Below are 12,922 nucleotides of genomic sequence, written 5' to 3' on the forward strand. Positions count from 1 at the left end.
TCTTTACAGTGCAAAGCCGATACGGTAGTAGACCGTGACGCGGTCCGGCGACAATGAATCCGGATAGCGCAGCGGCCAGCCAACGGTAAACTGGCTGGAGAAATGTGCATTAGTACTGGCAAGTCCGACCGCTGCGCCCCATAAGGTGCCGGCCGCGGCCGAATCGTGATTGCTGTGTTGCAGGTATCCGCCGTCGAGCGCCGTGATACTGCTGATTTGCCCCAGCCCCGGTAACGTGAACAGCTGAGCGTCGAGTTCATTTCGCCAGTAGCCGCCGTTATCGCCGGAGAGGTACTGTTCTTTGAAACCGCGAACCGAGCTTTCACCGCCAATCGTCAGACGTTCGCTGCCGTAGAGACGGTCGTCGCCCCACTGCCCGTAGGCGCTGGTCAGCCAGGTGATACGTTGCGTCACCGGGCGGTAGTAACTGGAAGAGAGCGTCCATTTTGAAAATTCAGCACGCGGCGCATCAGGAGATTTTCCCCCGTCACTTTCTCCCCCAAACCACGGCACGCCGTGGCTGAAGGCAGGGTTCAGCGTGGCGTATCCGCCCCAGAGTTTCTGGCTGTGGTTGATACCTGCGGTCCAGCTGGTCAGGCTGCGCGTGCTGCTTTCCAGCGGCGCATCGTTGAGGTAATTGCGGTTGAGCCGGTGGGTGAGTCCGACGCTGGCGGCAGTTTTCATTTCGCCATTTCGGAACAGGACGCGTGAGAGCGTAAAACGGTGTGACTGGCTGTCGCCGCTTGAACGCCAGAGATATCCCTGTGATTCAATCGTGCTGAGATAATCGCTGTAGCTGTAGTTGTAATCGAATAACCAGTACCCGTAAGGCAGACTGACGCCGGCCTGCACGCTTTTGGCGTCGTGATCGCTCGCCCAGTCCGAGCTGCGCGCGGTGCTGACAAACCACTGGTCGGCCAGACCGAGCAGGTTATTACCGGTCACCGAGCCGTTAAGCTGCCCGGTACCGGTACTTTTTTGCCCCGAGTTATCAAAACCGATGCTGGCCTGAAGCGGAAACTCCGGCGTGGACGTCAGGTTGACAACGGAATAACCCGGCTGAGTGCCCGGCTGGATTTCGATCTGCACCGGCGTTTTGCGCAACCGGTTTATCTGCTCCATCCCCTGCTCGATATCGCGCAGGTTCAGAATTTTACCCGTAAGACCCGGAAACGCCATTGTCAGCATCGCACCGCGCTGATTTTCCATTTTGATGGCTTCAAGTTTGCCTTCCATCACCGTCAGGCTTAGCGTGCCGGACGACAAATCCTGTTCGGTCAGAAACGCACGGCTGGTGATAAAGCCCTGCCCGATGTACCAGTCGGAAACCTGTTTCACCAGCGTATTAATCTGGCCAATGCCGAGGCATTTTTGCAGATAAGGCTGAATCAGTTTTTGCTGCGCCCGGGCGGGCAGATGGTCTGCGCCGAGAAGCGTGATGGAATGGATTTCAAAACACGGGCCACCGGGCTGGGGTGATATTGGCGGTGCGGGCGTGACTGGCGTACTGCGCTCCAGTTCCTGACGCTGCTGCTGGTTCTGCTGAAGAAGTTGCCGCTGCTGTTGCTCGATACTGTCGCGGTCGGCGGGGCTGAGTGATGCAGCGTTTGTCGCAAAGGGGATCAGTAACGTTAGCGCCGCTAAAAGACTGATATTCCGGCGTCCGGAACGTCGAAAAAGAGTAACAAGACTTATGATTTCCATATCCGGGCAAGTTTCCTGATCATCACAGCTTAACTGCCCGCCTCAAAAACCCGGCGTCAGAAAAGACTGTGGCTTTGAATTATGATTGAAGATTCAGCTCCTATCGGCATAGCGGGGGTTCTCCTTTAGCGGTTTTTGGAATACAAGTGTTTCTAAATGTATATTTATGAATGACGTGGAAATATTAATAAATATGGTGAGTAAGGTTATTTGAAAGGAATAACAAACAGGCTAAATCAGAAAGCAGCCTCAGGATCTGCACTGAGGCTGCATTCTTGTCATTAACTCTTCGCTGCCGCGACCGGTAACACCGATCCCTTAAACTTCTCTTTAATAAACTCTGCGACCTGCGGCGATTCCAGATCTTTCGCCAGTTGTTTAATCCGCGGGTCGTTTTTAAGTTTTTCGGTCGTCACCAGAATATTCGCGTAAGGATTCCCTTTGGCGCTCTCCAGCCCCAGTGCATCTTTCGCCGGGTTCAGCCCTGCTTCCAGCGCGAAGTTGCCGTTAATCACCGCCAGATCGACATCCGGTAAAGAACGCGGAATTTGCGGGGATTCCACTTCCAGAATCTTCAGGTTTTTCGGGTTAGTCGCGATGTCACGCGGCGTGGCCTGATTTTTCGCCGGATCGGTGAAGCCTGCTTTCAGCGTAATCAGCCCCTGACTTTGCAGTAAATACAACGCGCGGCTGAGATTGGTTTCGTTATTGGGTACGGCGACGGTGCCATTTTGCGGTACTTCTGCATAGCTTTTGTGACGGCTGGAATAAACACCGAGCGGCTCGATATGCACCGTCGCGGCGACTTCAAACTTCTCTTTCAGCGCCTTTTCCTGCGACAGCAAATACGGGACATGCTGGAAATAGTTGGCATCCACATCGCCGTGCGCCAGCAGTTCATTCGGGTTCACCCCGCTCGGAATTTCGATCACTTTAAGATTCAGACTTGGGTCGATTTTCTGCACATACGCCAGAATTTCCGCATGAGGCACCGGATCGGCCTGCACGCGCAACGGCTCTGCCGCCCAGGCGGACAAGGAGGAAAGCAATGCTGCAACAGCCGTCAGACGAGCGGCAATAGAAAGCGATGTAGAAACCGGCAAAGCGATATTTTTCAGCATAGACATTCCCTAAAATTAACTTTTTTAATTGAGGTGATGGTTTTAATTGAGGTGATAGCGCCCTGCGGATTAACCCGGACAAAATCTATGCTGACATATTTAGTCGCCGTGACTTATACGCATTTCTCCCATGGATATCTGGAAAATTGAGATAAGCATTAATTAATAAATAGGGAAAAACAGTCCACTAAGTGATTTCGTTAATTACCATGAGAGTCACTTTACTATTTCCACCGTTGTGACGGGCTTAACAGAACGCCTTTTAATTTTGGTTTAACTTCCACGCGTTAATTTTTATCCTATTGATTACAAACATATTTATTAGAATGATATTTCAGTGAAATAACAACTCTCTGGTAAATACTTCCGCCAACATGTTAAGGGACTTTCAGTATGGCGATTAACGGTACCCGTTTTACCTTTACGTCAGGTGAACTGCCTGAAGACACCTTTGTCGTTATTAATTTTGATCTCTCGCAGTCGCTCTCAACCCTGTTTTGTCTCAACGTCACCTTAGCAAGCAGGAAGCCTGCGATTAGTTTTGAAAACCTGCTCGATGAAACGGCAACATTAACCGTCTGGCAAGGCGAAGAGGTGCAACGACGTATTCGCGGCATAGTGACGCTCTGTGAACAGGGCGATACCGGTAAACATCAGACGCTCTATCAGCTCACCGTATACCCCGAGTTCTGGCGCAGCGGACAACGACAAAACTGCCGTAGCTTCCAGAATCAGGATATCGCATCCATTTTCGATACCCTGCTCAGGGAAATGGGTATCACGACTTATGAAATGCGCTGCCGTTCTCCGCATCCGGCGCGAGAATTCTGCGTTCAGTTTATGGAAACTGACTTTGCGTTTATCTCACGGCTTGCCGCTGAAGAAGGAATTTGCTTCTTTGAAGATGAATATATTGACAGTAATACGCAGAATCTCGTTTTCGCCGATCACTGTTTATCCATGAGCTCAATCGGCGCGATCCCTTACAACCCCAATACGGCTTCGGAAGCGGACACTTATTGCATCAATAATTTCACGCGTGGTGCCAGAATTCGCCCTGCGAAAGTCACGACGAAAGATTACACATTTACGGCCCCGCGCTGGCATGGGCAGTTTGAAAATCGCCGCGTGGCAACACCTTATCAACGCACAAATTATGAAATTTTTGACTATCCCGGCCGTTTCAAGGATGTCCAGCCGGGTACGGACTTTGCCAATACCCAGCTGGCAGGCTGGCGTAACGATGTCGATTTTGTCAATGGCATCACCAATTCCGCTCAATTACAGCCCGGACTGGCTTTCACACTGGCCGATCATCCGCGTGATGAACTCAATACCAGTTGGCAAATTGTCTCCAGCCAGATGCACCTATGCGTCCCGAGATCCTGAAAGCAGCGGCAGGCGAAGGTTCCGTATTCGTTTCTCACTGCCCGCTGGAGGATAAATAATATGGATCCGGTTCGCTATGCGATTATTGATGGCGCAATAGAGAGTGAATTGCTGAGCTTTCTTGCGACACAGTCCCCGCCACACTGTTGTTTATATTCGCCACCGGTTCAGCCAGAACTGCTGGCTTCCGCGCCCTATCTGGTACAGGTGACGGCAGAAGTTGAAGAATGGCTAAAATTCAAAACGACGCCCTGGGGCATAACATTATATTCATCGCAAAATTTGCACCCGCTGTTGCAGCATCTTCGCCAGTATCTGTGGGTGAAAATTCCGCAACAAGAAAAACCGGTGTTGATGCGTTTCTACGTCCCGAGAATCATCTGGAATTTATTAACGATATTAACGCCGAGGCAGCACAGTATTTTCATCAGCCCGATGAGCAAGGTCATGACTGATTATGATGATACTCATCAGGAAGAAAACTACGATTCAGGTGCTGGTGTAAATTCAGTACAGGAATCAGAGATGCTGATAATAAGTCCCTGGCAGTATAAAAAGTTAAATCAGCTCACACAGAAAAACTACATAAGGAAGTTGGCAGGTTATATTCAGTCCTGTTATGAAACAGAACAAACAACCCCTGTTCCTGAGAAAGAAACGCTTTATCATCGTGCGGAGGATTACCTCAATTATTGTCATTCCTTCGGTATTATTGACAACCGCTCAGTTCGCGGGATTACTTTTCTTTTCCTTAAACAAGGTATAGATGACAGCAATAATGCACCCGAAAAATGGGAAGATCTTCTGAGCATTCAGGATACGTCGGTTTATTATCGGGTAGAAAAGTTGTTATTACAGGAACTGGGTTATATTCCCGAGTAAGGATACTAAAATTATGTCTTCACCTTCATCAACGGCGGGAAAAGCGTGTGCAGAATGCGGCATGCCAGATCCCTGTTTGCATAAAATTATTACAGACTTCCCGAAGCAGGAAGAGAGTCGCATCTGGCCGGAAGAAAATCCTGTCAGATTCACCTTATTGGATGAGGGAGAGGGATGCGAAGGAAGCATCACGATTATCAGCAAATGCAGTAAATCTGGCTGTCCAAGAGCCGAACTAAAAGAAATCGAAAATAACACCTCAGAAGTTTTACAAACGGACGGCAGTCCGAATAGCGTCACACTACATTTCAAAGGGCAGAAAACCGAAACGGATATCCTGGAAATGCTTAACTCTCCCTGGGAATATCTCAGCAGTATTACCACGCCTGCTGATATCTTCGACGCACCGGCACACTACGTTGTGGCGACTCAGGGTTGTCATGAAAAAGGCTCACAGGTCTTTATCGATGTATATCCAAGTGTTGAGATACGTTTTACAACCGGCCTGAGCTATGAACTGACTTCAACTCTCCGGGAGAGAACAGTAAAAGAACGCCGCGATGAGCATAATCAATCGCGAAAAGTGATGGAAAACGCACGACCAAAAAATAGAAATAAACTTCGCCGTGGCTGGCAGTATCAAACTGATAAATTTGAATTATCAAGAAAGACAGAGCTCAATGTAGAATTTGGCGTTAAAATTTGTAATAAAGATTATTCAAAAGAATATGTAAAAGAAATAAAATCCACTAAAAAATCAGATCGCTTGAACAACTTAACAGAATTGATTCTTTAGTTAATAATATCAATAAATATTTTGCACCCGATCCTGAAAACGCAGGTAGCACACGCGAGTATAATATATTCAGCATGGAAATAGCCCCGGTAAATCTGGAAATTTCTTATGCTTATCAGCACACTGATATAAAAGAGGGTCCTTGTCACTTTCTGGGTTTATCAGGCGAACCATTTTTAAGCGGTACCTTTAAATTTGATATCATTCAGTTTATCTGCGCCTACTGCAAAATTGAATCTCTGGTCGGAAAATGTCGGGAGTACCTTGCAAGGCACGGTACCAGCGTTGAATGTTATCTGGAATTCACTCCGGAAATAAACATCAATATCGGAGCTGCATACAGCCAGAATGATCAAGCATGGGCATTTAAAATCCCCGAAGGCAATCAGCTTAAATTAGGGATCGAGGGCGTTGTGAGTGCTGCGTTTGAGGCCGAAGTATTCTTTGCCGAAATCAGCATCGGCGCAAAGGGTGCAATCACGACTGCCGCTGGCTTTGAATTAGATCAACATGACGACGGACTTGATCTGGCCGGATTCCATGAAGGTATTATGGGAAGTTTTGAGTTTGTTGCTGATATTAAACGCAGTAAGAAAAATGGGAAGGTGCTCAAAAAATTAGAAAAAAAAATTCAGAAAGAATGGCAACTTGCTGATGCTTTAAAAGCTAATGAATCCCCAGTGCGTATAAATTTATATGGAAAGTCAAGAGTAATTTCGAATGCTGATGTTACATCGACAAACGAAGCTCAACCCTGGGCAGTTTAATCTAACCAAACCTGGGGTTCGTAGAACGTTTAAACCTTCATTTAAAAAAATAATGGCACACTATGAAAATTTTCAGTTTTCTTTCAATTCTATTATTAAGTGGTGGAATCATGTCCGTTTCCGTTTATGCAGAAAATGTACCTTTGAAAATTCGCACTCTGTTTAATATTAAGGATTCTTTTTGCAGTATTAAAACAAATGGTGTGACTGGAATGGATAACAGAGAATCAGCTTTTGATGGATATGGACGAGGAATTTCAAGTACAAACTCTCTTTTGTTCATGGAAAATGGAGAAAATGAAATAAGCCTTGAAATTGGTTCAACTGCTTGGTTTTCAGATAAAAAAATTGATGATAGCACCAGAGCTATTTTCTCTAATTCTGCGAGTTGCCAAATTGACTTAATACGTTGGGATAACAAGAATAAAACTACCTTGGGCTCTATAACTGTCTCGATTGATAAGGATGGGAAACCTATAGAAACTTCCGGCCCCGTCAATAATATTATCTCTAGGAAAGTCATGGCAGAACAAGTCACTCCTGGGTATATCGATCCAGAATACTATAGCGACAAATACTTCCCCAAAAATATGGAGTTATATCAATTTACTAAAAAAGTACATATTTCAGGAGTTCCGGAATGGAAATGGATAAAGGCTACCACTTTTACCAGCAGTGAAGATCAAATTAACAACCTCAGAAATGCCTATTTGGAAATAGCGACGATAATAAACATGCGCAACAGAAGTCTTCTTAAAGAATCACATAGCATAGCCCTACAGGCTTGGTCAAAGACGACGGGTGAAAGTGAGGATGATATTCTTTCATCACAATACCCCAAAGAAGATATAGAATCCGGCAAAGTTAAAATAGACCCAATTAAATGGGATAAATATTCATTAAGGGTAATGAACCGTGGTCGACTTGTGCAATTTTATAACAAATCAAACCCTGATTATTCGCCATTGACTTTTCATTCGAAAGATAAGGATGGTAATGAAGTAATGGGATATTATGCCCCAATATTCTCCCTAATCAACGGAAAATTCGTCGTCGTCCTTTAACATGGAGTTAATACAATGCCAATAGCAGCAAAAGTTAACGATAAAGGATCTCAGCATGATGGTTACCCTGTTACTCCGATAGCGGCGGGTTCACATACTGTCACTATCGACGGATTACCTGCGGCGCGTTTAGGTGATCCGTTAACGCCACACGGCAAACCCGAACATCCACCCCATCCGCGAAAAATATCCAGCGGTTCAGCTACCGTTTTTATTGACGGGATCCCCGCAGCCAGAGCCGGAGACAGTATCGATTGCGCTGGCGTGGTGATAGGAAGCGGGACTGTTAATATTGGCTAAAACGCTACAGCTCGTTGATTTTAGGATAAAATTATCAAATAACAATTAGATAGCCGGAAAGTTACCACACTCCGGCTTTATGCTTTTTTTTAGAAAAAAGACAATCAGGAATGAATAAAATAACGGGAAGTTATAATATTTAGATATGTTTAATGGACAAATAGTAAAGACAGCGATACCTCACAAAGATTATCGCTGCCCTTCTAACATCACATCACCGCACATTCCGCCCATAAACCAGCGACTCAGCACTGATTTCTGAAATAGATCTCGCGCCGGTTAGCGTCATGGCGACACGCATTTCTTTTTCGATCAGAGTCAGCAGGTTGATGACGCCCGCCTCGCCTGCCGCGGCCAGCGCGTAGACGAAGGCGCGGCCGAGCAGCACGCTGTCCGCGCCGAGTGCGATCATGCGGACCACGTCCAGGCCGGTGCGGATGCCGGAATCGGCGAGAATGGTGATGTCGCCTTTCACGGCGTCGGCTATCGCGGGCAGCGCGTGCGCGGTGGAAAGTACGCCGTCAAGCTGGCGGCCACCGTGGTTTGAGACCACGATGCCGTCTGCGCCAAACCGCACGGCGTCTTTCGCGTCTTCCGGGTCCAGAATGCCTTTGATGATCATCGGGCCTTTCCAGAATTCACGGATCCACTCCAGATCTTTCCACGATATCGACGGGTCAAAGTTGGTGCCCAGCCAGCCGATATAATCTTCCAGCCCGGTGGGTTTGCCGAGATAGGCAGAAACGTTGCCGAGGTCATGCGGTTTGCCGTTGATGCCGACGTCCCACGCCCATTGCGGATGTAAAACGGCCTGCAACATGCGGCGTGCGGCGGCGTTCGGGCCGCTCATGCCGGAATGGGCGTCGCGATAACGTGCACCGGGTACCGGCATATCGACGGTGAAGACCAGCGTTTTCACGCCTGCCGCCTGCGCACGTTCCAGCGCATTACGCATAAATCCGCGATCTTTTAAGACGTAAAGCTGGAACCACATCGGGCGGTCGATGGCTGGCGCAACTTCTTCAATCGGGCAAACGGAAACGGTGGAAAGCGTGAACGGAATGCCTTTTTTGGCTGCCGCGCGCGCCGCCTGAACTTCGCCACGGCGGGCGTACATGCCGGTAAGACCGACGGGTGCCAGTACCACCGGCATCGACAGTTTTTCGCCGAACAGTTGCGTTTCGAGGCTGAGATCGGACATGTTTTTCAGGATGCGCTGGCGCAGGGCGATATCGGCCAGGTCAGACGTATTGCGGCGCAGGGTGTGTTCGTTGTACGCGCCGCCGTCGATGTAATGAAACAGGAATGGCGGCAATTTACTTTTTGCCGCCGCGCGGTAGTCCGTTGATGCAGAAATAATCATCTGGTTTTCTCGTTTTCGTTGTCTTGCGCTCTCTGGCGCGTAGGGGTGCGAAAATTGTAGTCCATTACAGACTCGTCATTAGAAAACAAGCACGGTCTTTCCTATTTCCGATAAAAGCTAAGCCAATTATGTGCGTCGATCGCACATCTGCCGGATGTTAGTCTGAATAAAAACCACAAGGAAAACATCATGAGTTCTCTCCCTGTCGCCATTGTCACCGGCGGAACCAGCGGTATCGGGCTGGCCATTGTTAACAATCTCGCACGCGATCACCGGGTTTATGCGCTCGGGCGTAACAAAGACAGCCTGATTGCACTGCGGCTGATTGAAAATGTAGAAGCAGTAGAAATCGATCTGCTGGATTTCATCGCCGTTGAGCAGTTTGTCCGCGAATTACCGGCGATTGATGTGCTGGTGCATTCGGCGGCGATATCCAAACCGTTGCGTCTTGAACAGGCCACGCCGGAGGACTGGCAAAATCAGTTCTCCATCAACGTTTTCGCCCCGGCTGAATTCACCCGTCTGGCATTACCGGCGCTGAGAAAGCAGGAAGGTCAGATCGTGTTTATCGGCTCGGGATCGGGCACAAAAGCGGAAGGCGGGAATACGGTGTATTGCGCCTCCAAGTTCGCGCTGAGCGCCCTCGCCCATGCCTTGCGACAGGAAGAAACGGAGCACGGCGTGCGCGTTTCCACCGTCGCGCCGGGGCCAACGGACACACCGATGAACCGCAAAACGCGTGAAAGTCAGGGCAATTTTGATGCGATAGATCCGCGTGAATACAGTACGCCGGAATCTGTGGCCGCCGCCGTGCGTCTGGTGGTCAGCGCCAGCGACGATACGCAGATTACGGATATCGCGGTGAGGCCGCGGAGGGATAAAGCCAGACGGTAGTCTGATTTTCCTGGCAAAACCCTCACAAATTTTAACTTGATACAGATCATCGAAAGCGCGGGTTGGGTTTGATCGAATGATAATCATTATCGTTTAATGGTTCATAATGATTGTTTCTTCAGGAGAAGAAGATCCCCATGAGCTTAGACCTCACGCGCTTTTATGCAGCCGATCAGGGCCTGCCGTTCCCGGACCGCTGGGCGGTAATGCCCTGGCGGCCTCAGCAACCCGTTCCTCCGCAGGAGGTTCCCGCACAATGGCAGGCGCTTTGCCAGAAAACGCTGCCTGCGAATAAACGACTGGTCTATCTGCACATTCCTTTTTGCGCGACGCACTGCAAATTTTGCGGGTTCTACCAGAACAAGCTGGAAGCGGAGGCCACCGAACAATACTGCGATTACCTGATCCGCGAAATCGAGCAGGAAGCCAGTTCGCCGCTGCATCAGTCCGCCCCAATCCACGCGGTGTATTTCGGTGGCGGCACGCCGACCGCGCTCAGCGCCCGTCAGTTACACCGGATTATCGTGACCCTGCGCCGCAGTTTGCCGCTGGCACCGGATTGTGAAATCACGGTGGAAGGCCGCATCCTGAATTTCGATGACGAACGCATTGATGCCTGTCTGGACGCGGGCGCTAACCGTTTTTCTGTCGGCATTCAGACGTTCGACACGCGTATCCGTCAGCGTATGGGCCGCCGCGCCAACCGCGACGAAGCCATTAATTTCCTGCGTAAACTGGGCGAACGTGACCGCGCCGCAGTGGTTTGTGACCTGATGTTTGGCTTGCCGGAACAGACCCGCGCGTCGTGGCGGGAAGATTTACAGATTGTCCGCGATTTACCGCTCGACGGTGTCGATCTCTACGCGCTGAATCTGCTGCCGTCCACGCCGCTGGGCAAAGCCGTTGAGAACAACCGCGTCACCCTGCCCGACGTCAGTATGCGCCGCGATTTCTATCTGGAAGGCGAAGCATTTCTGGCGCGTGACGGCTGGCATCAGATCAGCAACAGCCACTGGGCGCGCACCACCCGCGAACGTAACCTCTATAACCTGCTGATCAAAAAAGGCGCGGACTGTCTGGCCTTCGGCAGCGGCGCGGGCGGCAATCTCGGCGGCCAGTCATACATGACGATGCGCAGCCTGGACACTTATTATCAGCGGCTCGATGCCGGGCAAAAACCGATCATGATGATGACCGCCGCCACCACCGGTGAACACCGCTGGCGGCTGGATTTACAGGGCGGCATCGAAGCCGGACGTTATGATCTGAGCCGCATCGTCGAAGATCCGTTCCCGATAGAACCGTTGCTGCAACAGTGGCAACAGTGCGGCCTGATGCACAGCGACGGCCCGCGTTTTAACCTCACTCCCGCCGGACGTTTCTGGGCCAGCAATATGTTGCAGGCCCTGCAAACTCTGGTTCCTCAACTGACCTTACGGAATGACAGCCATGCACACGGATAACCTGCATAAACTGACCGACTTTCTCTCCACTCAGCCTGACGGCACCGTCGAGGATATCGCCCGCGAATATGGTGTGACGCCGCTAACCGTGATCCGGCATTTACCTGAAAGCCACCTGTTTTCGGGCAGTCAGTTCGACGCGGTGTGGGACAACATCACAAAATGGGGCGAGGTCACAACGCTGGTAAATAATGAAGATCTGATCCTCGAATTCCACGGCGCGTTGCCCACCGGCACGCACCGTCACGGGTATTTCAACCTGCGCGGCAAACAGGGAATGAGCGGGCATATCCGCGCGACGAATTGCCAGCAGATCGCGCTGGTCGAACGGCCATTTATGGGAATGAGCACAGCAAGTGTCTGGTTTTTAAACGCTTCCGGTTATGCGATGCTCAAGGTTTTCGTCGGGCGTGACAGCCATCGCCAGCTTCTGAGTGATCAGCTGAATGCTTTTCGCGCCCTTCCTGCCCTTCTGGCCGAGAGAGAGAACCATCCTTGAATACTTTGCTGATTTTTGGCGCTGGCAGCGGCGTCGGGGTTGAACTGGTCGCCCTTGCCGCACAGGAACGCCCGGTTGTGGCGCTTATCCGTAACCCTGAACAGGCTGAAACCCTGCGCGCGGCGGGCGTCACCGTGATTACCGGCGACGCGCTGAACCCGGAAGATGTGTTGCAGGCCTGCCAGATTGCGGGGGCGGACGCACAAATCGTGTCGACTTTAGGCGGAAAACTCTCCGACTACACCGCTAACCGTCTGATTGTAGATACCGCTGAAAAAACCGGTATCCGCCAGATGCTGCTGGTGACGTCAATTGGCTGTGGTAACAGCTGGCCGACCTTATCCGACCGCGCAAAACAGGCGTTCGGGCAGGCGGTGCGTGAGAAATCACTGGCTGAAAGCTGGCTGCAAACCAGCACGCTGGCGTGGTGCATCCTGCGTCCGGGCGGTCTGATGAACGGCGAAGCCACCGGAAAAGCGCATCTTATTCAAACCGAAGCGCACGGCCGCGTCCGCCGCGCCGACGTTGCCCTGCACATCCGCCAGCTACTGGCCACCGGCGCAGGCTGGGGCGAGGTGTACGCGCTGTGTGATGCCTCGCTGGAGGGCGAAAGGTTTTAAAAAAATGCCCCGGAAACGGGGCGTTTGCATCACACATTATTATTCAAATATTTTGACCAT

Annotated in this window: 13 protein-coding genes; 10 read left to right on the top strand and 3 right to left on the bottom strand. The window is 50.4% G+C overall.

The annotated features are described in order from the left end of the window. Window positions 1-3: 3 nt before the first annotated feature. Both BV494_RS22750 and BV494_RS22755 read right to left on the bottom strand, forming a co-directional pair. Window positions 4-1,704 carry a ShlB/FhaC/HecB family hemolysin secretion/activation protein gene (locus BV494_RS22750; RefSeq protein WP_104925074.1) on the bottom strand — a complete coding sequence of 567 codons (1,701 nt, stop codon included), beginning with the start codon at window positions 1,702-1,704 and terminating at the stop codon, window positions 4-6. Between the two features lie 281 nt (window positions 1,705-1,985). Beyond that, window positions 1,986-2,825 carry a MetQ/NlpA family ABC transporter substrate-binding protein gene (locus tag BV494_RS22755; protein WP_104925075.1) on the bottom strand — a complete coding sequence of 280 codons (840 nt, stop codon included), beginning with the start codon at window positions 2,823-2,825 and terminating at the stop codon, window positions 1,986-1,988. 393 nt (window positions 2,826-3,218) lie between these two features. Between BV494_RS22755 and tssI the strand changes: the two genes are divergently transcribed. The 6 genes from tssI (at window position 3,219) to BV494_RS22785 (ending at window position 8,023) form a co-directional block, all read left to right on the top strand. Beyond that, window positions 3,219-4,214, top strand: a complete 996-nt coding sequence (tssI, locus tag BV494_RS22760; protein ID WP_104925076.1) for a type VI secretion system tip protein TssI/VgrG — start codon at window positions 3,219-3,221, stop codon at window positions 4,212-4,214. A 60-nt stretch (window positions 4,215-4,274) separates the two neighbouring features. Beyond that, entirely contained in the window at window positions 4,275-5,096 is an 822-nt protein-coding gene (locus BV494_RS22770) for a DUF4123 domain-containing protein (protein WP_104925077.1), read from the top strand. A 13-nt stretch (window positions 5,097-5,109) separates the two neighbouring features. Beyond that, complete coding sequence (locus tag BV494_RS26180) at window positions 5,110-5,892, top strand: hypothetical protein (protein WP_226790101.1); 783 nt, start codon at window positions 5,110-5,112, stop codon at window positions 5,890-5,892. Between the two features lie 74 nt (window positions 5,893-5,966). Beyond that, on the top strand, window positions 5,967-6,659 hold the full coding sequence (locus tag BV494_RS26185; RefSeq protein WP_226790102.1) for a hypothetical protein: 693 nt from the start codon (window positions 5,967-5,969) through the stop codon (window positions 6,657-6,659). A 110-nt stretch (window positions 6,660-6,769) separates the two neighbouring features. Continuing rightward, entirely contained in the window at window positions 6,770-7,723 is a 954-nt protein-coding gene (locus tag BV494_RS22780; RefSeq protein WP_104925283.1) for a hypothetical protein, read from the top strand. A 15-nt stretch (window positions 7,724-7,738) separates the two neighbouring features. After that, on the top strand, window positions 7,739-8,023 hold the full coding sequence (locus BV494_RS22785; RefSeq protein ID WP_104925078.1) for a type VI secretion system PAAR protein: 285 nt from the start codon (window positions 7,739-7,741) through the stop codon (window positions 8,021-8,023). Between the two features lie 214 nt (window positions 8,024-8,237). On the opposite strand, the gene lldD is transcribed toward BV494_RS22785, so the two are convergent. Next, the gene (gene lldD / locus BV494_RS22790) at window positions 8,238-9,386 is read right to left on the bottom strand and encodes an FMN-dependent L-lactate dehydrogenase LldD (RefSeq protein ID WP_104925079.1); all 1,149 of its coding nucleotides are present in this window, start codon (window positions 9,384-9,386) and stop codon (window positions 8,238-8,240) included. Between the two features lie 189 nt (window positions 9,387-9,575). Here lldD and BV494_RS22795 point away from each other — a divergent pair, with 189 nt between their 5' ends. From BV494_RS22795 to BV494_RS22810, 4 genes are all read left to right on the top strand, one after another. Further along, window positions 9,576-10,280, top strand: coding sequence for an SDR family oxidoreductase (locus BV494_RS22795; RefSeq protein ID WP_104925080.1), 705 nt, complete (start codon window positions 9,576-9,578; stop codon window positions 10,278-10,280). 137 nt (window positions 10,281-10,417) lie between these two features. After that, on the top strand, window positions 10,418-11,743 hold the full coding sequence (gene hutW, locus BV494_RS22800; protein ID WP_104925081.1) for a heme anaerobic degradation radical SAM methyltransferase ChuW/HutW: 1,326 nt from the start codon (window positions 10,418-10,420) through the stop codon (window positions 11,741-11,743). Then, window positions 11,721-12,242, top strand: a complete 522-nt coding sequence (gene hutX, locus BV494_RS22805) for a heme utilization cystosolic carrier protein HutX (protein ID WP_439958396.1) — start codon at window positions 11,721-11,723, stop codon at window positions 12,240-12,242. The genes hutW and hutX overlap by 23 nt, the downstream gene beginning before the upstream one ends. Further along, entirely contained in the window at window positions 12,239-12,862 is a 624-nt protein-coding gene (locus BV494_RS22810; RefSeq protein ID WP_104925083.1) for an NAD(P)H-binding protein, read from the top strand. The genes hutX and BV494_RS22810 overlap by 4 nt, the downstream gene beginning before the upstream one ends. Window positions 12,863-12,922: the final 60 nt, after the last annotated feature.

Source organism: Rahnella sikkimica, assembly GCF_002951615.1.
Taxonomy (GTDB): domain Bacteria; phylum Pseudomonadota; class Gammaproteobacteria; order Enterobacterales; family Enterobacteriaceae; genus Rahnella; species Rahnella sikkimica.

What these genes read in the sequence shown, in the direction of transcription:
- tssI (WP_104925076.1), top strand. Translation starts at nt 3,219, where the DNA reads ATGGCGATTAACGGTACCCGTTTTACCTTTACGTCAGGTGAACTGCCT.
- hutW (WP_104925081.1), top strand. Translation starts at nt 10,418, where the DNA reads ATGAGCTTAGACCTCACGCGCTTTTATGCAGCCGATCAGGGCCTGCCG.
- BV494_RS22785 (WP_104925078.1), top strand. Translation starts at nt 7,739, where the DNA reads ATGCCAATAGCAGCAAAAGTTAACGATAAAGGATCTCAGCATGATGGT.
- hutX (WP_439958396.1), top strand. Translation starts at nt 11,721, where the DNA reads ATGACAGCCATGCACACGGATAACCTGCATAAACTGACCGACTTTCTC.
- BV494_RS26180 (WP_226790101.1), top strand. Translation starts at nt 5,110, where the DNA reads ATGTCTTCACCTTCATCAACGGCGGGAAAAGCGTGTGCAGAATGCGGC.
- BV494_RS22755 (WP_104925075.1), bottom strand. Translation starts at nt 2,825, where the DNA reads ATGCTGAAAAATATCGCTTTGCCGGTTTCTACATCGCTTTCTATTGCC.
- BV494_RS22780 (WP_104925283.1), top strand. Translation starts at nt 6,770, where the DNA reads ATGTCCGTTTCCGTTTATGCAGAAAATGTACCTTTGAAAATTCGCACT.
- BV494_RS22795 (WP_104925080.1), top strand. Translation starts at nt 9,576, where the DNA reads ATGAGTTCTCTCCCTGTCGCCATTGTCACCGGCGGAACCAGCGGTATC.
- BV494_RS26185 (WP_226790102.1), top strand. Translation starts at nt 5,967, where the DNA reads ATGGAAATAGCCCCGGTAAATCTGGAAATTTCTTATGCTTATCAGCAC.
- lldD (WP_104925079.1), bottom strand. Translation starts at nt 9,386, where the DNA reads ATGATTATTTCTGCATCAACGGACTACCGCGCGGCGGCAAAAAGTAAA.
- BV494_RS22750 (WP_104925074.1), bottom strand. Translation starts at nt 1,704, where the DNA reads ATGGAAATCATAAGTCTTGTTACTCTTTTTCGACGTTCCGGACGCCGG.
- BV494_RS22770 (WP_104925077.1), top strand. Translation starts at nt 4,275, where the DNA reads ATGGATCCGGTTCGCTATGCGATTATTGATGGCGCAATAGAGAGTGAA.